General features: G+C 63.4%; 17 protein-coding genes and 1 pseudogene. 6 read left to right on the top strand and 12 right to left on the bottom strand.

Annotated features, from left to right (window positions below; genetic code table 11):
* The first annotated feature begins 22 nt into the window (after positions 1 to 22).
* A complete protein-coding gene (locus tag OXH74_RS10405; RefSeq protein ID WP_375741138.1) occupies positions 23 to 598 on the top strand; it encodes a tetratricopeptide repeat protein in 576 nt (191 codons plus the stop codon).
* A 57-nt stretch (positions 599 to 655) separates the two neighbouring features.
* On the opposite strand, the gene OXH74_RS10400 is transcribed toward OXH74_RS10405, so the two are convergent.
* Positions 656 to 2,782, bottom strand: coding sequence for a TonB-dependent receptor (locus OXH74_RS10400; protein WP_375741137.1), 2,127 nt, complete (start codon positions 2,780 to 2,782; stop codon positions 656 to 658).
* The gene (locus tag OXH74_RS10395) at positions 2,725 to 3,138 is read right to left on the bottom strand and encodes a helix-turn-helix transcriptional regulator (RefSeq protein ID WP_375741595.1); all 414 of its coding nucleotides are present in this window, start codon (positions 3,136 to 3,138) and stop codon (positions 2,725 to 2,727) included. Before OXH74_RS10395 ends, OXH74_RS10400 begins: the two co-directional genes overlap by 58 nt.
* Before the next feature lie 70 nt (positions 3,139 to 3,208).
* Between OXH74_RS10395 and OXH74_RS10390 the strand changes: the two genes are divergently transcribed.
* The gene (locus OXH74_RS10390; RefSeq protein ID WP_375741136.1) at positions 3,209 to 3,523 is read left to right on the top strand and encodes a hypothetical protein; all 315 of its coding nucleotides are present in this window, start codon (positions 3,209 to 3,211) and stop codon (positions 3,521 to 3,523) included.
* Positions 3,524 to 3,549: 26 nt separating this feature from the next.
* Here OXH74_RS10390 and OXH74_RS10385 read toward each other — a convergent pair whose 3' ends face one another.
* Positions 3,550 to 3,807, bottom strand: coding sequence for a DUF2790 domain-containing protein (locus OXH74_RS10385; RefSeq protein WP_375741135.1), 258 nt, complete (start codon positions 3,805 to 3,807; stop codon positions 3,550 to 3,552).
* 203 nt (positions 3,808 to 4,010) lie between these two features.
* Entirely contained in the window at positions 4,011 to 4,481 is a 471-nt protein-coding gene (locus tag OXH74_RS10380) for a YMGG-like glycine zipper-containing protein (RefSeq protein WP_215381240.1), read from the bottom strand.
* Between the two features lie 209 nt (positions 4,482 to 4,690).
* Here OXH74_RS10380 and OXH74_RS10375 point away from each other — a divergent pair, with 209 nt between their 5' ends.
* The 4 genes and pseudogenes from OXH74_RS10375 to OXH74_RS10360 all read left to right on the top strand — a co-directional run.
* Complete coding sequence (locus tag OXH74_RS10375) at positions 4,691 to 5,164, top strand: Lrp/AsnC family transcriptional regulator (RefSeq protein WP_375741134.1); 474 nt, start codon at positions 4,691 to 4,693, stop codon at positions 5,162 to 5,164.
* 282 nt (positions 5,165 to 5,446) lie between these two features.
* Complete coding sequence (locus tag OXH74_RS10370) at positions 5,447 to 7,129, top strand: flavin monoamine oxidase family protein (protein ID WP_375741133.1); 1,683 nt, start codon at positions 5,447 to 5,449, stop codon at positions 7,127 to 7,129.
* 15 nt (positions 7,130 to 7,144) lie between these two features.
* Complete coding sequence (locus tag OXH74_RS10365) at positions 7,145 to 7,939, top strand: carbon-nitrogen hydrolase family protein (RefSeq protein WP_375741132.1); 795 nt, start codon at positions 7,145 to 7,147, stop codon at positions 7,937 to 7,939.
* Positions 7,940 to 8,093: 154 nt separating this feature from the next.
* Positions 8,094 to 8,249, top strand: a pseudogene (locus OXH74_RS10360) (hypothetical protein); the annotation flags it as partial.
* Positions 8,250 to 8,589: 340 nt separating this feature from the next.
* Here the strand turns inward: OXH74_RS10360 and OXH74_RS10355 are convergent.
* From OXH74_RS10355 to bioF, 8 genes are all read right to left on the bottom strand, one after another.
* Complete coding sequence (locus tag OXH74_RS10355; protein ID WP_375741131.1) at positions 8,590 to 10,368, bottom strand: acyl-CoA dehydrogenase C-terminal domain-containing protein; 1,779 nt, start codon at positions 10,366 to 10,368, stop codon at positions 8,590 to 8,592.
* A gap of 167 nt (positions 10,369 to 10,535) precedes the next feature.
* Positions 10,536 to 12,329, bottom strand: coding sequence for an acyl-CoA dehydrogenase C-terminal domain-containing protein (locus OXH74_RS10350; RefSeq protein WP_375741130.1), 1,794 nt, complete (start codon positions 12,327 to 12,329; stop codon positions 10,536 to 10,538).
* A 164-nt stretch (positions 12,330 to 12,493) separates the two neighbouring features.
* Positions 12,494 to 14,299 (bottom strand): phenylacyl-CoA dehydrogenase, encoded by a 1,806-nt coding sequence (locus OXH74_RS10345; protein ID WP_375741129.1) that lies wholly within the window; start codon positions 14,297 to 14,299, stop codon positions 12,494 to 12,496.
* Positions 14,300 to 14,590: 291 nt separating this feature from the next.
* Positions 14,591 to 14,905 (bottom strand): hypothetical protein, encoded by a 315-nt coding sequence (locus OXH74_RS10340; RefSeq protein WP_375741128.1) that lies wholly within the window; start codon positions 14,903 to 14,905, stop codon positions 14,591 to 14,593.
* 36 nt (positions 14,906 to 14,941) lie between these two features.
* Positions 14,942 to 15,631, bottom strand: coding sequence for a dethiobiotin synthase (gene bioD, locus OXH74_RS10335; RefSeq protein WP_375741127.1), 690 nt, complete (start codon positions 15,629 to 15,631; stop codon positions 14,942 to 14,944).
* The gene (bioC, locus tag OXH74_RS10330) at positions 15,632 to 16,459 is read right to left on the bottom strand and encodes a malonyl-ACP O-methyltransferase BioC (protein ID WP_375741594.1); all 828 of its coding nucleotides are present in this window, start codon (positions 16,457 to 16,459) and stop codon (positions 15,632 to 15,634) included.
* Positions 16,452 to 17,177 (bottom strand): alpha/beta fold hydrolase, encoded by a 726-nt coding sequence (locus tag OXH74_RS10325; protein WP_375741126.1) that lies wholly within the window; start codon positions 17,175 to 17,177, stop codon positions 16,452 to 16,454. Before OXH74_RS10325 ends, bioC begins: the two co-directional genes overlap by 8 nt.
* Positions 17,170 to 18,351 carry an 8-amino-7-oxononanoate synthase gene (gene bioF, locus OXH74_RS10320; protein ID WP_375741125.1) on the bottom strand — a complete coding sequence of 394 codons (1,182 nt, stop codon included), beginning with the start codon at positions 18,349 to 18,351 and terminating at the stop codon, positions 17,170 to 17,172. The genes OXH74_RS10325 and bioF overlap by 8 nt, the downstream gene beginning before the upstream one ends.
* Positions 18,352 to 18,430 lie beyond the last annotated feature (79 nt).

Below are 18,430 nucleotides of genomic sequence, written 5' to 3'. Positions count from 1 at the left end.
ATTCGAGAAAAGGACGACGCCCATGATTCTCCGCCCACTCCAGCGCCTCACCTGCCTCGGCGTCCTGGCCCTGCTTGGTGCATGCACGATGCAGCAAACCACGCCCCCCGCCAGCAGCCCGGCCCCCACGGCGCCTGCTACTGCACCAGCCAAACCAGCCAAACCAGCCGAGACGCCAACACCGGCCAACGATCTGCAGCGCCTCCATGAACAGGCCATGCGTGGCGACCTCGAAAGCCAGTTCCAGCTCGGTAACCAATACTTCGTCGGCAAGCCGGCGAAGAACCTCCAGCAAGCGGCCTATTGGTGGAAGCAGGCAGCCGACAAGGGCCATGCCCAGGCTGCAGTGAGCCTAGCCTTTCTCTACACCGGCCGCGCTGACCCGGCCCTGACTGACCCGCCCGCCATGCTCAAGTACCTGAATCAGGCCGCGGCGGCCGGCAACGCCATGGCGCAGCATGTGCTCGGGAGCATGTATGCCCAGGGCACGGAGGGTGTGCAGAAAGACCTGTACCAGGCTCGCGCGCTCTACCAAAGCGCTTGCGACAAGCAGTACGCAGCTAGCTGCGAGGCGCTGAAGAAGCTGCCGGCGAACTAGCCGACGGTAGAAAGCAAGACGCCCGGCATTGGCCGGGCGTTTTTGTTGGAGCAGGTCTCAGAACCTGTAGTTGGCGCTCAGCTCCAGGGTCCGGGGCGCCCCGGGAGTGATCAAGTCCACGGAGCCGTGGGCGGAGGCGTAGTAGTCACGGTCGAAGACGTTGTGCAGGCGCAGCGCCATGTCCCACTTCGGCTCGTTGTAGAGCAGCGCGGCGTCCACGGTGGTGTAGCTGGGCATCACCACCACATTGTCCAGTGCAGTGTAGCGATCATCCACATAATTGGCGCCCATGCCGACGCGCCATTGCGGGGTCAGCGAACGCACCAGCCAGAGGTTGGCGCTGTTGCGCGGGGTGAGCGTAGGCGTCTGACCCTCGTTGGGCACGCCGTTGGTCCTGCTGTTGGACTTGGTGATCTCCGCGTCCAGGTAGGCATAGCCCCCGTAGACCTGCCACTTGTCGCTGAGCTGGCCGCTGAAGGTGGCCTCGAAGCCATCGGTGCGCTGCTCACCGGCGAGCACCAGCAAGGCCGGGTTGGTCGGGTCGGCAGTCTTGATGTTGGTGCGCTCGAGGCGGAAGACCGCTGCGGTCACCGACAGGCGACTCTCGAGCAAGTCCCACTTGGCACCCAGCTCGTAGTTGGTAGTTTCTTCCGGCTCGAGATTCTCGTTGGCCACGCTGACGGCGAAGACCTCACCGGAGGGCTGGTAGCCACGGCTGACCGAGACGTAGTAGGACTGCACCTGATCCGGCTGGAACACCAGGCCGGCACGCGGGCTCCAGGTTTTGTCGGTACGGTCGAGATCGATGTTCGCCGGGCGATCATCGTCGTACTCCTGGCCGAAGATGTCGTAGCGCACACCCAGCAGCGCCTTCCACTGCGAGGACAGCTCGATCATGTCCTGCACGTAAAAGCCGGCGGTGTCCTGGAAGTTGGTGCCTTTGGATGACAGCGTGCTGGCGTGGTCCGGCACGACGACCAGGGCGTCACGATAAACCGGTACCTGCGCCACGTTGTTCTGGTTGAACACGCGCTGGTATTTATCTTGATGTCCAAGCTCGATGCCGTAGAGCAGGCTGTGCTGCATGCCGGCGAGTTGGGCCTGCTGCTTCAACTCGGTCTGATTGAACACACCGTACTCATCACGCGCGACGTTACCGCGGTTCAACTTGACCAGCAGTTCGCCGTTAGGGGCTGTGACGAAACGGGTCGCACTGCTGTCGGCCAGGGTGTTGTTGCGGTCCAGGTCGTAACGGTAGTAACGGCTGGTGTTGCTCAAGGTGAAGTCGTCATTGATCCGGTAATCGATGCCGGCGGTGAAGGAGAACACCTCGCTGCGGGCGTAATCCTGGTCAGGGTCGCCGGAGCCGAAACGCTTGTCGCGATCGACATCGACCGGGCGATCGCCGCGGGCAGGGATACCGAAATCGATCAGTCGCTTGTCGTAGAGGTAAGTGGCACCCAGGTTGAGCTCCAGGTCATCGGAGAGCCTGAAGTAAGCCGAAGGCGCGATGGCCTTTCGATCGATGTAGCCGTCATCACGAAAAGTGTCGCTGTCCTCCAGTGCACCGGTGACACGGAAAGCCTTGTTGCCCTGCTGCTGGTCGGCCCAGCCGGTGTCGAACTGCGTGCGACGCTTGCCTTCGCTGTCGAAGCTGACGCCCAGTTCTTGCTTGGGGTCGAAGGTGGGCTTTTTGCTCACACTGTTGATCAGGCCGCCGGACGAGCCACGGCCGTAAAGCACGGCGGCCGGGCCCTTGATCACCTCAACCCGCTCGACGTTGGAGAGATCGCGGAAATACAGCGCGTCGTCTCGAATACCGTCGACGAACATATCGCCGATAGCGCTGAAGCCGCGGATGGTGACTTGGTCGCGCTGGCCGTCGCCGTTGGACAGGCCAACACCGGGAACATTCTTCAGGACATCCTCCATCGACTGGGCACCCTGATCCTTTATCACGCTCTCCGGGACCACGTTCACTGTCTGCGGGATGTCGCGCAGCGGCGCGTCGATCTTCAGCGCGCTCGTGCTCTCGGTGGCCCGGTAGCTTTGCTGTTCGTAGGCGCTGGTCACAGACGTTGCCGGTATGGCCAGGGCCTCGTTCGTTTCCGCTTGAACGGCCGGAATCACCAGTACACCCAGCATCGGCAGCGCGGCTGGGTTAATGCGCAAAAATGCCACCATGAGCTCCTTTTTAAAATACTGTCGCTAATGGTAACAATTCTGATTTGTAAATAAATAGTAAAGCTCAATGAGTTGTAAGAATATTCCCAGAGAGCACCGAGATAAGACTGCCAACCTCCGCGCCTGACCGCTCCGGGCGCCCCCCCTTGGCAACGCTTGAAAGCACGACTGAAGGCTGCTTCTGACCGGTAGCCAAGGCGCTCGGCCAGAGTGGCGATGCCCACGTCTCCCTCCCGCAGCCAGCCTAGCGCAAGGTTCATGCGCCAACGCGTCAGGTACTGCATTGCCGGCTCACCCACCCGTGCGGTGAAGCGTGCGGCAAAGGCAGACCGGGACATGGCCGCCGCCTCCGCCAGTGAAGCCAGGCTCCAATCGCGCTCTGGGTCGCGGTGGATCGGGCCGATAGCGCGGCCGATCTGGCGAGGTATGGAGATACGTGAACTGCTCGGCCAGCGTGACCTGAGCTTTGCCGAGGCGACCCGAATCCTTGGTGCGCGCCTGGGGCGGCCACAGCTCTGGTACGTGCAACTGCCCTACGCAGACATGGCTGGCCTGCTACAGGAAGCGGACTTCTCCGAATGCCTGGCGGGGCTCTATGCAGAGCTGGCCCAGGCGATCAACGAAGGTCAGGTGAGGTCCCGGGAAGGACGGCGACCGTCCAGTACCACCGCGACCTCCTTCGAGGCTTTCGTCGATAAAGTGATAAACGGTACGTCGTGCTCGCTGGCCCGCACCGAGTAGCTTGGATTGTGCGCAGCGATACCCATTCAGCTATTGGCGCAAGCACTGGACTGCTTGAGATAGGTGACGGATTTCTGCTCGCCGTTGGAATCGACGTAAGTCATCTTCGCCTGCACGGTCTCGCAGCTGAGCGGGTTGGGCTCATCGATGGAAATCACTCGGGCGACATCCAGCGGCATGCCGTACTCGTAGCCGACAGCTTGGGTCGCTTCGGCAGCGATCACCCCGCTACTGGCAAAGGCGGCTAAAAAAAGGCTCGCGCCGGTGAGAATCGAGCGTTTCATGAGAGTCTCCTTCGGAAGTCATTTCAGGTTCCCGGAATCGGCTTACAGCACCTTGGGACCGATGGTGAAATGAGACTCCAGACGAAGCAGCGGAAAAAGCCGCCTTTACTGAAAGGGCCTTTCCGTGGCGCGCAACAATCCCGCCCCTATGCCATCGGGCTCGCACGCTCGAGTTGACTCAACGATTGCTGAGCGCCGACTTCTCAAGGCGTCACCTGATAGCCCCGCTGTTGCAGGCAACTGGTGTAGGCCGAAGAGGACGTGCTGCTCGCCTGCTCGACAGTGCGGCGGTCCTGCCGACGCTCCTGACGTTGGCGCGAGCCCCCCACCACCGCCCCGGCTACAGCAGCGTCCTTGGCGCGCTCCTGCCGGTATTCCTGCTTCACGTCGTCATCCACCCGGTCATACACCTCCTCGTGGCGGTTGCCTCGCACCTGGGCAACCGCCGCGCCGGCCACGGCGCCTGTTGCAGCGCCACGGACTCGTCCGCCGCTTTGCGTGGAGCTGCTGGTTGTGCTTGTTGAACTGCCGGCTTGGCTCTGGCACGCGGCGATGTCCTGCTGGACCTGTTCGGGGCTCTGCCCTTGCAAGGGCACCACGGTTTCGGCGTTTGCAGGAAGACTGGTCAACGCGCCGAGCAGCAGGCTGCAGTAGAGGTATGACGACGATTTCATAGCGGGACGACTCCCGTGCGGAGATGCTGTTTCGGCCGGTACCTCTGCGCCTTCATCCAGCCATTCAGCAATAAGTCTGGTCACTCACAGCGCCGGCGACGGCTCAGCCGACCAGTGGGCTGCGGCAGCAAAGTTTCATTCCCTTCGCGCCCTTCAGGTAGCCTTGCGCACCCGCTAACCTCATTGCACATGCCACCGCCGAGCCACTTATGTCTGACCTGAACCCCGCCGTCCTCGACGAAATCGACCGCCAGCTGATCGCAGCGCTGCAAATCAACGCCCGCGAAAGCGTGGCGATGCTTGCACGGCGTCTGGGCATTGCGCGGACCACGGTGACCTCGCGCCTGGCGCGGCTGGAGAAGGCCAATGTGATCAGCGGCTACGGCGTGCGCCTGGGCCAGCGCGTGGCGGATGGCGGATTGCAGGCCTATGTCGGCATCACCGTGAAGCCGCGCAGTGGCAGGGAAGTGCTGCGTCGCCTCACCGGCATGGCCGAGGTGCAATTGCTCTGTGCGGTGAGCGGCGAATTCGATTACGTGGCCTGGTTGCGCGCCGATTCGCCGGAGCGGCTGGACCAGTTGCTGGACATGATCGGCAGCGTCGACGGGGTGGAGAAGACCACCACCTCGATCATCCTTAGCTGCAAGCTGGATCGGGGCCAGCCGCTGGCGCCTCCCGCCTGACCCCATAGGAGCGATCTCTGCTCGCCAAGCCACTCGCATCCGTTTGCGAGCAAACTCTCGCCTAGAAGATGCGGCGCAGAAAGCCGGCATTTAGTTTCGTACCCCCCTGGAACAGTCCGCTGCTGAAGCATCTTGTCACTCTGCATAAATCGTTCGTCACTTCGCATCATGAGACTGCCAAATGACGACACTTTGCGTCTTAACGACGAACTTCACGCTCCCTAGAATGGCTCCACCGCTGCCCGAGCTGGCAGCCCCCTCTCACGGCCATCAAGGTTCATCATGCATAACAACAATCGCCACCCCGCCGACGGCAAGAAACCCATCACCATCTTCGGCCCGGATTTCCCGTTCGCCTTCGATGACTGGATCCAGCACCCGGCCGGCCTGGGCAGCATTCCGGCCGAACATCACGGCGAAGAAGTGGCGATCGTCGGTGCGGGCATCGCCGGTCTGGTAGCGGCTTACGAGCTGATGAAGATGGGCCTCAAGCCCGTGGTGTATGAGGCTTCGAAGATGGGCGGCCGCCTGCGCTCGCAGACCTTCGAGGGCACTGACGGGATCACCGCCGAGCTCGGCGGGATGCGTTTCCCGGCCTCCTCCACTGCCTTCTATCACTACGTCGACATGCTCGGCCTGGAAACCAAGCCCTTCCCCAACCCGCTGACTCCGGCCTCGGGCAGCACGGTGATCGACATTGAGGGCAAGACCTACTACGCCGAGAAGCTCTCCGACCTGCCGGCCCTGTTCCAGGAGGTGGCCGACGCCTGGGCCGATGCTCTGGAAGACGGAGCCCGTTTCGGCGACATCCAGCAGGCGATCCGCGACCGCGACGTGAAGCGCCTGAAGGATCTGTGGAACACCCTGGTTCCACTGTGGGACGACCGCACTTTCTACGACTTCGTCGCCAGCTCCAAGGCATTTGCCAAGCTCTCCTTCCACCATCGCGAAGTGTTCGGCCAGGTGGGCTTTGGCACCGGCGGCTGGGACTCGGACTTCCCCAACTCGATGCTGGAAATCTTCCGCGTGGTGATGACTGCGTGCGACGAGAACCAGCACCTGATCGTCGGCGGCGTCCAGCAGGTGCCGCTGGGCATCTGGCGCCACGCCCCTGAACGCTGCGTGCACTGGCCGGCGGGCACCAGCTTGGCATCCTTGCACAACGGCGCAGCACGCCCAGGCGTGAAGCGCATCGCCCGCGCCGCCGATGGCCGCATGGCGGTGACCGACAACTGGGGCGACACCCGCCACTACGCGGCAGTGCTGACCACCTGCCAGAGCTGGCTGCTGACCACCCAGATCGAATGCGAGGAGTCGCTGTTCTCGCAAAAGATGTGGATGGCCCTGGACCGTACCCGCTACATGCAGTCGTCGAAGACCTTCGTGATGGTCGACCGCCCGTTCTGGAAGGACAAGGATCCAAAGACCGGCCGCGATACCCTGAGCATGACGCTGACCGACCGCCTCACCCGCGGCACCTACCTGTTCGACAACGGCGACGACAAGCCAGGCGTGATCTGCCTGTCCTACTCGTGGATGAGCGATGCGCTGAAGATGCTGCCGCATCCGGTGGAGAAGCGCGTGAAGCTGGCTCTCGATGCGCTGAAGAAGATCTACCCGGACGTGGACATTGCCAGCCACATCATCGGCGACCCGATCACCGTGTCCTGGGAGGCCGACCCGCACTTCCTCGGCGCCTTCAAAGGTGCGCTGCCGGGCCACTACCGCTACAACCAGCGCATGTACGCGCACTTCATGCAGGACGACATGCCTGCCGAGCAGCGTGGCATTTTCATCGCCGGTGACGATGTGTCCTGGACGCCGGCCTGGGTCGAAGGTGCGGTGCAGACCTCGCTCAACGCGGTCTGGGGCATCATGAAGCACTTCGGCGGCAGCAGCCCTGTCGAGAACCCTGGCCCCGGCGATCTGTTCGCCGAGCTCGGCCCGATTGCGCTGCCGGACTGATCCAGGAGAGCCCCCATGCGCATCGCCCTCTACCAATGCCCGCCCCTGCCGCTGGAGCCCGCCGCCAATCTCGAGCGGCTGCAACGCCGCGCTGCGGAAGCGGCAACCCAGGGGGCAGCGCTGCTGGTCTGCCCGGAGATGTTCCTCAGCGGCTACAACATTGGCCTGGGCGCGGTAAGCGCCCTGGCCGAACACCGGGACGGCCCTTGGGCCGCACGGGTGGCCGAGATCGCCCGCGAGCACGGAATCGCCATTCTCTACGGTTATCCCGAGCACAGCGCTGAGGGGGCGATCTTCAACTCGGTGCAACTGATCGACAAACGCGGCGACAGCCTCGGCAACTATCGCAAGACGCATCTGTTCGGTGATCTGGACAACACCATGTTCAGTGCTGGCGGCGATGACTTCCCGCTGGTCGAACTGAACGGTTGGAAACTGGGGATGTTGATCTGCTATGACGTGGAGTTTCCGGAGAATGCCCGACGGCTGGCGCTGGCCGGCGCCGACCTGATACTGGTGCCGACGGCGAACATGGTGCCCTACGACTTCGTCGCCGAAGTGCTGGTCCGCGCCCGCGCCTTCGAAAACCAGTGCTACCTGGCGTACGCCAACTATTGTGGCAGCGAAGGCGAGATCCACTATTGCGGTCTCTCCAGCGTCGCTGCACCGGACGGTAGCCTGTCGGCCAGCGCCGGGCGCAACGAGACGCTTATCTTCGCCGACCTGGATCGCCAGAAGCTGGAAGCCTCACGGGCTAGCATCACCTACCTGAAGGATCGGCATCCGGAGCTGTACCGCCCGCTGATATAACCCGCCAGACACGATGCTCTTAGTGGGTGCGAATTCATTCGCACCCGCAGGTTTGGTCACTTCCTCAAGTCAACGCCGCATGCGGCCCAGTCAGGTAATCCAACAACCTGAACAGAGTCGGTGCCGGCGCGTGGCAACTGCACGCCAACCACGCCTGCTGTGGAAGCCACTGAGCCAGTCGCGTGTGCCATTGAAAGTGGGATTGGTATTTCACGATGCGCAGCGCCGACAGGCGATCCTGCAACTGTTGCGCTCGATGCTGGAAGGGTTTTGGGGCGCCGGAGGAGCCACTGCTGTGACGGAGGGCTGAGCACGTTTGCCGAGCGCAGAAAAAGAAAAACCCCGCCGAAGCGAGGTTTTGCAGACTAAGTCCCGACATCCCTGATCGCACCGCCATCCTGGCGGAAATCCGGCGTATCCCTGTTTTGCAGTGCGCTTCCTGCGCGACGTCCTAGTGATGTGAAGATTAGCCCTGCCTCCAAAACCCCGGTAGCAGCATTAGCCACCAGAAAATGTAAGCTTTGGCTTACATGATTGGGGAATTAACAAAGCAATATTTAGCACCTAAGCCTTCAGCGAGTTCAGATCAATACCCCACATGACAAAGAAAAGCCCCGCGGTAGCGGGGCCTTTTGAGACTTAAACGAGACTCAGAGCTGCGCAGCGTCCAGCAGGTACAACGATTCGCTACCGGCCTTCACCGAGGCGGTCAGCGAGTGGATGCGCGGCAGCAGGCGCGCGAAGTAGAAGCGCGCGGTGCCGAGCTTGCTGGCGTAGAACTCGTCCTGGCCTTCCTTGCCCAAGGCGGCCCGCGCCATCAGCGCCCACATGTAGGCGTAGGCGGTGTAGCCGAACACGTGCAGGTACTCGACCGAGGCGGCACCGATCTCATTGGGGTTGGACTGCGCGCGGTCCAGGACCCAGGCGGTCAGCTCGTCGAGGTTGGCGATGGCGGCCTTCAGCGGCTGCACGAACTCGGCCAGTTCGGCGGGCGCACCCTCGGCGAACGCCTTGATCTCGTCGGCGAAGTGTTTGTAGAACGCCCCGCCGCTGCCGACCACCTTGCGCCCCACCAGGTCCAGCGCCTGGATGCCGTTGGTGCCTTCGTAGATCTGCGTGATGCGCACGTCACGCACCAGTTGCTCCTGGCCCCACTCGCGGATGAAACCGTGGCCGCCAAAGACCTGCTGGCCATGCACGGTGGTTTCCAGACCGAGGTCGGTGAGGAAGGCCTTGGCCACCGGCGTCAGCAGGGCGACCAGTTCTTCCGCGCGCTTACGCACGAGGGGGTCTTCGCTGAACTTGGCGGTGTCCAGCTGCATGGCGACGTAGCTGGAGAAGGCACGGCCGCCTTCGTTGGCTGCCTTCATGGTCAGCAGCATGCGGCGCACGTCGGGGTGCACGATGATCGGGTCGGCCGCCTTGTCCTTGGCCACCGGGCCGGTCGGCGCGCGGCTCTGGATACGCTCGCGGGCGTACTCCACGGCGTTCTGGTAGGAACGCTCGCCGGAGGCCAGGCCCTGGATACCCACGCCCAGGCGCTCGTAGTTCATCATGGTGAACATCGCCGCCAGGCCCTTGTTCGGCGCATCGACGATGTAGCCGGTGGCGCCATCGAAGTTCATTACGCAGGTGGCGGAACCCTTGATGCCCATCTTGTGCTCGATCGAGCCGCAGCTCACTGCATTGCGTGCGCCAAGGCTGCCATCTTCGTTGACCATGACCTTGGGCACCAGGAACAGCGAGATACCTTTCGGACCGGCCGGTGCGTCGGGCAGCTTGGCCAGCACCAGATGGATGATGTTCTCGGTCAGGTCGTGCTCGCCGCCGGTGATGAAGATCTTGGTGCCGGTGATCGTGTAGCTGCCATCGGCCTGCGGCTCGGCCTTGGTGCGGATGATGCCGAGGTCGGTACCGGCATGCGGCTCGGTCAGGCACATGGAACCCGACCAGACGCCGGCGTACATGTTCGGCAGGTACTTTGCCTTCAGCTCGTCGCTGGCGTGGGCGTTGAGCGACAGGCAGGCGCCGGCGGTCAGCATCGGGTACAGGCCGAACGACAGGTTGGCCGCGTTGACCATCTCCTCCACCTGGGCGGAGATGACCTTGGGCATGCCCATGCCGCCGTAGATCGGGTCACCGCCCACCCCAACCCAGCCGCCTTCGGCGTAGGTCTGGTAGGCCGCGGGGAAGCCGGCCGGCGTCGTGACCACGCCATCCTGCCATTGGCAGCCTTCTTCGTCGCCGCTGCGGTTGAGCGGTGCGACTACTCCGGCGGTCACTTTCCCGGCCTCTTCGAGGATCGCCGCAGCGGTATCGACGTCAACCACTTCGGCCAGCGCCGGCAATTGGCTCCACAGCTTGGAGACTTCGAAGACTTCATTGAGGACGAAGCGCATGTCGCGCAGGGGGGCTTTGTAGTCAGCCATGTGCAAACCTCGAAAACACTCTACAGGGGCCAGGAAAGGCCGAATTCACGGATCGGTCGCCGAGTCTACCCCAGCAACTTTTCAGACACATAGAGTCCTTATGTGACCACTGAGTATTTATCGGTCACCAAATTAATAAGGCCCGGTAGAAAAACGGGCCTTCTGGTTCAGAGCATGAAGTGCTCTGCCGGCAGCTGCATCAGGCAATCGCTGCCCGCCTCCACCGCTGCCCGATGGGCCTCGGTGCGCGGGAGCAGACGTTTGAAGTAGAAGTCACAGGTGGCCTGTTTGGTCTGGTAGTAGGCCGCGTCCCCACTGCCATCCTGCAGCTTCGCATCGGCGACCAGTGCCATGCGCAGCCAGAAGTAGGCCAGGATGATGTAGCCCGAATACATCAGGTAATCGAGCGCTGCGGCGCCCACTTCGTCGGGGTTCGTCATGGCCGCCAGGCCGACCTTTTGGGTCAGCTCGCCCCACTGCTGGTTGAGACGTGCCAGCTCTGCCACATGTACTTTGAGTTGGGGATGCTCCGCCTGAGTCCGGCAGAATTTGTGGATCTGCCTGGTGAAACCGCGCAGCAGCTTGCCTTGGCTGCCCAGCACCTTGCGCCCGAGGAGGTCCAGCGCCTGGATGCCGTTGGTGCCTTCGTAGATAGGGGCGATGCGGCAGTCGCGTACCAGTTGCTCCATGCCCCACTCGCGGATGTAGCCATGGCCGCCAAACACCTGCATGCCAAGGTTGGTGGCCTCCAGACCGGTCTCGGTCATGAACGCCTTGCAGATGGGGGTGAGGAAGGCCAGCAGGTTTTCGGCCTCCTCGCATTGCTCGACGCTATTGCTGCGATGGGCGATGTCCAATTGCTGGGCGGTGAAGTAGGCCAGGGCGCGGTTGCCCTCGTTGAAGGCTTTCATGGTCAACAGCATGCGCCGCACATCGGGATGCACGATGATCGGGTCGGCTGCTTTCTCCGGCGCCTTCGGTCCGGTCAGGGCACGCATCTGCAAGCGGTCATTGGCGTAGCGCACCGCGCCTTGGTAGCTCGCCTCGCCGAGGCAGAGCCCCTGCATGCCGGTACCCAGGCGGGCGTGGTTCATCATGGTGAACATGCAGTTCAGACCCTTGTTCGGCTCGCCGATGAGGAAGCCCTTGGCGCCGTCGAAGTTCATCACGCAGGTGGCTGAAGCCTTGATGCCCATCTTGTGCTCGATGGAGCCGCAGGAGACCGCATTACGCTCACCGACACCTTCACCAGCGGGCAGGAACTTGGGCACGATAAACAGCGAGATGCCCTTGGTGCCAGCGGGCGCGTCAGGCAGCTTGGCCAGCACCAGGTGAACGATGTTTTCGCTCATGTCGTGCTCGCCGGCAGAGATGAATATCTTGGTGCCGGAGATCGCATAACTGCCATCCGCCTGGGGCACGGCGCGGGTCTTGATGATGCCGAGATCGGTGCCACAGTGTGGTTCGGTCAGGCACATGGTGCCGGTCCAGCGCCCCTCGGTGAGGCGGGTCAGGTAGGTCTGCTTCTGCTCTTCGGTGCCATGGGCATGGATGGCCGACATGGCGCCGTGGGTCAGCCCGGGGTACATGGCCCAGGACTGGTTGGCTGCGGCCACCATCTCGCTGATGATCAGGCCCAGCGAGTGCGGCAGGCCCTGGCCACCATAGGCGGGGTCGGCAGCCAGGCCGTTCCAGCCACCCTCGACGTACTGGGCGAAGGCTTCCTTGAAGCCCTTTGGCGTGGTGACCACGCCGGCCTTCCACTGGCACTCTTCTTCATCTCCGCTGCGGTTCAGGGGCGACAGCACCTGCTCGCAGAACTTGGCGCCTTCTTCGAGGATTGCCGCGACCATGTCCGGGGTCGCGTCGCTGGCACCCAGTGCAGCGTAGGTGGACGGGTAGTCGAAGACTTCGTCGGTGAGGAAACGGATGTCGCGCAGCGGGGCCTTGTACTCGGGCATGGCAGATTCTCCGGAATGGCAGTCAAACAGTCGTTTGACGCTAATCCCGGCAGGCGCCTCGGTCAATCGAAGGGCGGACGCTGAATGCCGCGCCATAACGCACGCCCAATAAAAAAAGCGGAGGGTTGCCCCACCGCCTTTTTTCCGATCTCGCCGCGCGAGTCTTAGTAACCCAGGGCGAAATCTTCCTCGGCCATGTCCATCAGGTTGCTGGCACCGGACAGCATGGTTTCCACATGCATGCGGGTACGCGGCAGGATGCGCTTGAAGTAGAAGCGCGCAGTCTGCAGCTTGGCCTTGTAGAAGGCAGCATCGCCTTTGCCAGCAGCCAATTTCTCGGCAGCCAGGCGCGCCATGTCGGCCCAGAAATAGGCCAGGCAGGCATAGCCGGAGTACATCAGGTAGTCCACCGAAGCGGCACCGACTTCCTCACGGTCCTTCATGGCGGCCATGCCGACCTTCATGGTCAGCTCACCCCACTCTTTGTTCAGCTTGGCCAGCGGCTCGACGAATTCCTTGACGGAATCGTTGGCTTCGTTGGCCTGGCAGAACTTGTGGACGATCTTGGTAAAGCCCTTCAGCGCTTCGCCCTGCGTCATCAGGATCTTGCGACCCAGCAGGTCGAGGGCCTGAACGCCAGTGGTGCCTTCGTACATCATGGAGATGCGGCAGTCGCGCAGGTTCTGCTCCATACCCCACTCGCTGATGAAGCCATGACCACCGTAGATCTGCATGCCGTGGGAAGCGGACTCGAAGCCCACTTCAGTCATGAAGGCCTTGGCGATCGGAGTCAGGAAGGCCAGCAGCGCGTCGGCCGCTTTCTTCTGCTCTTCGTCCTGGCTGTATTTGACGATGTCCACCTGCTTGGCCGTGAAGTAGACCATCGCGCGGTTGCCTTCGGCGAAGGCCTTCATGGTCAGCAACATGCGGCGCACGTCCGGATGCACGATGATCGGGTCAGCGGGCTTCTCAGGCGCTTTCGGGCCGGTCAGGGCACGCATCTGCAGACGCTCGCGGGCATACTTGATGCCACCCTGGAAGCCGATTTCGGCGTGGGCCAGGCCTTGCAGCGCGGTGCCCAGGCGGGCGGTGTTCATGAAGGTGAACATGCAGTTCAGGCCTTTGTTCGCCGGGCCGATCAGGTAACCGGTGGCGCCGTCGAAGTTCATCACGCAGGTGGCGTTGCCGTGGATGCCCATCTTGTGCTCGATGGAGCCACACGACACGGCATTGCGCTCGCCAACGGAGCCGTCGGCAGTCGGCAGGAACTTCGGCACGATGAACAGGGAAATGCCTTTGGTGCCAGCCGGGGCATCGGGCAGGCGGGCCAGGACGATATGGACGATGTTGTCGGCCATGTCGTGCTCACCGGCGGAGATGAAGATCTTGGTGCCGGTGACTTTGTAGGAACCGTCAGCCTGCGGCTCAGCCTTGGTACGCAGCATGCCCAGGTCGGTACCGCAGTGCGGTTCGGTCAGGCACATAGTACCGGTCCACTCGCCGGATACCAGCTTGGTCAGGTAGGTGTGCTTCTGATCGTCAGTGCCATGGGCGGACAGGGTGTTCATCGCGCCATGGGACAGACCAGGGTACATGCCCCAGGACCAGTTGGCCTCGCCGACCATTTCGCTGATGGCCAGGCCGAGGGACTCCGGCAGGCCTTGGCCGCCATGGTCGACGTCGTGGGCCAGGCTCGGCCAGCCGCCTTCGACGAACTGCTTGTAGGCTTCCTTGAATCCGGTCGGAGTCTTCACGCCGGACTCGCTCCAGGTGCAACCCTCGGTATCACCCACGCGATTCAGCGGAGCGATCACCTGCTCACAGAACTTGGCGCCCTCTTCGAGAATGGCGTTGACCATGTCCGGGGTAGCGTCCTGGCAGCCAGGCAGGCTCTGATAGTGCGCTTCGTAGCCGAGCAGTTCGTCACGAACGAAACGAATATCACGCAAGGGGGCCTTGTAATCAGGCATAGCGGTAAACCTCTGCGGTGGGTTCCTAGTTCAGGTGACCGGGGCGCCGGTCGCGTGCTGCATCTGGTTCTTGGTTGCACGGCATCGCCGGCAGCAATCAAACAGGCGTTTGAAACATACGTTTACGCCAAACCCTTGTCAAGCGGCCTTCCCGACCGACCAGTCACTCTTTCAGGCGTGCGGCAACCCGACCGTGCAGTGAATTCTGCAGGACTCTAGTGACAGTAAAGTTCAAGAACGGAGTGGCAGCGCCGGGGCGCTGCAGACCAGCGACAGAGCGGTGGGGAGGGGTCAGGCGTGGGTGTCAATCAAGGTGCCCAACGCGGCGTCCGCCGCCTCTATGACCTTGGCGCTCGCCTGGGCTTCGAACTTGCCAATGTCCAGTGCAACCAGGCTGGAGGCCAGGTCGGCAGCTTCGGCCTGAGGTTGTACGCTGCGCCGCTGGATGCTGCCGGCGATATCGGTAGCCACCAGGTCGATGCGCCGCTGGCCGGATTGAACGGCGCCAAGACCTGCATTGAACAAGTTTTTGCTGATTTCGATGCCGGACTCCGCGGGCGAGTCGACGGTGGCGGCAATTGAAGCAGCCGGAGCGCGCGGATGCAATTTCTGCTGACCATGTAGCCCGGACTGAAATCCGGGCTACATGGTCAGGTCCAGCCGGGAGAGATCGAGGTAGGCAGCCACTGCGGCGGGGGTTGCCTCAGCGAGATGCGGCACGCGGCCCAGACAGGGTGCCGGCAGGCGCTCGGCGAGAGTGGCGAGGTTTTCTTCGAGACGAGAGGTAGCCGGGTCGACGATGTTGGCGACCCACCCTGCCAGGCGCAGGCCATCACGGGCGATGGCCTCGGCGGTGAGCAGCGCGTGATTGATGCACCCCAGGCGCACCCCTACTACGAGAATGACCGGCAACCCCAGAGTGATGGGCAGGTCGGACAGGCTTGCCGCCGCCGCTAGCGGAACGCGCCAGCCGCCGGCGCCTTCCACCAGGGTGAACTCCGCGCCCTTGCCCAGCACGTGCCGCACCGGCGCGGCCAGAGCCTCGACATTCAGATCGACACCCGTTTCGCGCGCCGCCAAGTGCGGGGCGATGGCCGGGACAAAGGCCAGCGGATTGACCTCGTCGTAAGTCAGCGGCAGCGAGCATTCGCCCAGCAGCGCCAGTGCGTCGCTGTTGCGCAGGCCATCGGGGGTCTGCTCGCAGCCGGAGGCCACCGGTTTGGCCGCGGCGGTCGAGCGGCCAGCCATACGCGCAGCGTGCAACAGGCCGGCGGCAATGGTGGTCTTGCCGATTTCGGTGTCGGTGCCTGTAACGAAGTAGGCCTCGCGCATTCACTCTTCCTTCTGCAGTAGGCCGTAGACAACCTGGTAGGTGGCCGGCAGTCCCTGGGGCCGGCGGAAACGCTCGTAGGCCTCGACCAGGGCCAGGATGCGCGCCCGGCCGGTGAGGCCGCCAGGGCGGCCCGGGTTCAGATTGTGCGCACCCAACGCCTTGAGTTCATGGGTCAGGCTACGCAAGTCCGGGTAGTACAAGGCCTGAGTCCGGCTCTCCAGGTCGAGCGGCAACAGACCGCTGGCAGCGCAGAGGTCCTGGTAGTCCTCCAGGCGCCGGAAACGGTTGACGTGAATGAAGCCGTCCACTGCCAGCCAACTTTCACGCAGCTCCTGCAGCGTACCGACGCACAGGCTGGAAAAGGCAAAGATTCCGCCCGGTTGCAGCACGCGTCGAGCCTCGGCCAGCACGGCGGCGAAGTCGACGCACCATTGCACGGCCAGGCTGGAGAAGACCAGTTGCTGCGATCCTGAGGCCAGCGGCAGATGCTCGGCATCCCCGGCGATGAAGTGCCGAGCGCCGCCCTGCGGACGCGCATGGCGCAGCATGCCCTCGGCGATATCCAGCGCGACGCCATCGGCCTCTGGGAAACGGTCGGCCAGGGCCCGGGAGAAGTAGCCGGTGCCACAGCCCATGTCGAGCCAGCGACGTGGCACAAAGGTAGTTGGCAGGCTCGCTAGCAGTTCGTGACCTACTGCTCGCTGCAGGGCGGCGACGCTGTCGTAGCTCTGTGCCGCGCGGGAAAAGGAAGCCGCCACCTGACGCTTGTCCGGCAACAGACCCCCGGTCTCGACCGAGGGTTTGGCAGCAGCCAGGGGATCAGACATCATCGCCCTCTCGCATGAATACAAGGATGGCCTCAGCCACTTCCTCTGGGTTCTCCAACGGTAGGCCATGACTGGCCTCCGGGAAGACCTGCAACTCGATGTCGGGCAGCCATTCCAGCAACGCATCCGCCGCGGTGGCCGGCACCAGCGCGTCGCGCCCGGCAAACAGGTGCAACTGCGGACCACTGAAACCCTGCAACGCAGCGCGCGTATCCAACACATCCAGCAAACACAAACCGGCGTCCAGCGCCTTGGGGTCGACGCTTGGTTGAGTGACCTGCAGTTGCCGCGCCAGAGTGCGCGCATCGCGAGCGCCCTGGGCGACCAGTAGGCTGAAGCGCTTGAGGGTCTGCGCCGGGTCGAGCCGGCAGGCCTCGTGGAAGGCAGTGAAGACGTCCTGCGGCATGGCGCTGGGCCAATCTTCGCGAGCGCGGAAGCTCAGGTTGCTGCACAGGCCGATCAGTCCCCGGCATGCGTCGCCACGGCGTGCCGCCAATTGCGCCGCCAGCATGCCGCCCAGGGACCAGCCGGCCAGCCAGGCGTCCCTGGCCAGGCGCTCATCCAGTTCATCCAGCCAGGCACCGGCCTGGTCGAGTTCGGGCAAAGGTTCGATGTCGACGCGCAGGTGCGGCGCTCGTTCCATCAGTGCACCACGCAGCGGTTCCAGGGCAGCCGGGCCGATGGCCCAGCCCGGCAGCAGGATCAAGTGTTCACGCATCGGCAGCATCCTCCGGTGGCAACTCGGCCCAGCACTCGGCCAGGGCAGTCAGCAATGATTCAAGCTGCTCTTCGCTGTGGGCGGCAGAGAATGTGACGCGCAGGCGCGCGCTGCCGGCTGGTACGGTGGGTGGGCGGATGGCGCCGACCAGGATGCCGCGGGCCTTGAGCAAGGCTGACAGTTGCATGGCGCGAGCGCTGTTGCCGATCAGGATCGGCTGGATTGGCGTCGGGCTGTCCATCAGGGACAGGCCAATTTCGGCCGCGCCCTCGCGGAAGCGCCGGATCAGTTTGTCGAGGTGCTCTCGGCGCCAGCTTTCGCGCTGTAACAGCTCCAGGCTCCTCAGCGTTGCGCAGGCCACAGCTGGCGGCTGGCTGGTGGTATAGATGTAGGGGCGGGCGAACTGGATCAGCGTTTCGATCAGCTCTTCGCTGCCGGCCACGAAAGCGCCAGCGGTACCAAAGGCCTTGCCAAGAGTGCCGACGAGCACCTGCACATTGTCCAGACCCAACCCGAAGTGTTCGACGATACCACCGCCGTGGGCACCCAGCGGACCGAAGCCGTGGGCGTCATCGACCATCACCCAGGCGTTTCTCGCCTTGGCAGCGGCGCAGATGGAAGGCAGGTCAGCCAGATCACCGTCCATGCTGAATACGCCGTCAGTCACCACCAGGGTGTTGCCTTCGGCCTTCTCCAGGCGACTGGCGAGGCTGGCTACATCGTTGTGCAGATAGCGTGAGAAACGCGCCCCGCTGAGCAGGCCGGCGTCCAGCAGGGAAGCGTGATTGAGGCGGTCTTCCAGCACCGTGTCACCCTTGCCGAGCAGCGCGGTCACGGCGCCGAGATTGGCCATGTAGCCGGTGGAAAACAGCAGCGCACGGGGCTGGCCGGTGAACTCGGCCAACGCCAGCTCCAAGTCATGGTGCGGGCCACTGTGGCCGATCACCAGGTGCGAGGCACCACCACCGACGCCCCATCGTTCAGCGCCCTGGCGCATGGCGGCGATCACATCAGGATGGTTGGCCAGGCCCAGGTAGTCGTTGGAGCAGAAGGCAAGCATGGGCCGACCGTCGACCACCACCTCAGGCCCCTGCGGGCTCTCCAGCAAGGGGCGCTGGCGATAGAGGTTTTCCGCATGGCGGGCGGCAAGGCGGGAGGCGAGATCGAATGACATGGGCGGGTCGGCTTTTCGTAGGAGCCAGCTTGCTGGCGAACCTGCAGGAGCCGCAACGGCTTCGCGAGCCCGCTCGCTC

The sequence above is a fragment of the Metapseudomonas boanensis genome (assembly GCF_042232855.1).
GTDB classification, from domain to species: Bacteria; Pseudomonadota; Gammaproteobacteria; order Pseudomonadales; family Pseudomonadaceae; genus Metapseudomonas; species Metapseudomonas boanensis.
This window is presented reverse-complemented; position numbering and strand designations above follow the sequence as displayed.

Coding starts and splice junctions, on each gene's coding strand:
- OXH74_RS10405 (WP_375741138.1), top strand. CDS start 23: ATGATTCTCCGCCCACTCCAGCGCCTCACCTGCCTCGGCGTCCTGGCC.
- OXH74_RS10400 (WP_375741137.1), bottom strand. CDS start 2,782: ATGGTGGCATTTTTGCGCATTAACCCAGCCGCGCTGCCGATGCTGGGT.
- OXH74_RS10390 (WP_375741136.1), top strand. CDS start 3,209: ATGGAGATACGTGAACTGCTCGGCCAGCGTGACCTGAGCTTTGCCGAG.
- OXH74_RS10385 (WP_375741135.1), bottom strand. CDS start 3,807: ATGAAACGCTCGATTCTCACCGGCGCGAGCCTTTTTTTAGCCGCCTTT.
- OXH74_RS10380 (WP_215381240.1), bottom strand. CDS start 4,481: ATGAAATCGTCGTCATACCTCTACTGCAGCCTGCTGCTCGGCGCGTTG.
- OXH74_RS10375 (WP_375741134.1), top strand. CDS start 4,691: ATGTCTGACCTGAACCCCGCCGTCCTCGACGAAATCGACCGCCAGCTG.
- OXH74_RS10370 (WP_375741133.1), top strand. CDS start 5,447: ATGCATAACAACAATCGCCACCCCGCCGACGGCAAGAAACCCATCACC.
- OXH74_RS10365 (WP_375741132.1), top strand. CDS start 7,145: ATGCGCATCGCCCTCTACCAATGCCCGCCCCTGCCGCTGGAGCCCGCC.
- OXH74_RS10355 (WP_375741131.1), bottom strand. CDS start 10,368: ATGGCTGACTACAAAGCCCCCCTGCGCGACATGCGCTTCGTCCTCAAT.
- OXH74_RS10350 (WP_375741130.1), bottom strand. CDS start 12,329: ATGCCCGAGTACAAGGCCCCGCTGCGCGACATCCGTTTCCTCACCGAC.
- OXH74_RS10345 (WP_375741129.1), bottom strand. CDS start 14,299: ATGCCTGATTACAAGGCCCCCTTGCGTGATATTCGTTTCGTTCGTGAC.
- bioD (WP_375741127.1), bottom strand. CDS start 15,631: ATGCGCGAGGCCTACTTCGTTACAGGCACCGACACCGAAATCGGCAAG.
- bioC (WP_375741594.1), bottom strand. CDS start 16,459: ATGTCTGATCCCCTGGCTGCTGCCAAACCCTCGGTCGAGACCGGGGGT.
- OXH74_RS10325 (WP_375741126.1), bottom strand. CDS start 17,177: ATGCGTGAACACTTGATCCTGCTGCCGGGCTGGGCCATCGGCCCGGCT.
- bioF (WP_375741125.1), bottom strand. CDS start 18,351: ATGTCATTCGATCTCGCCTCCCGCCTTGCCGCCCGCCATGCGGAAAAC.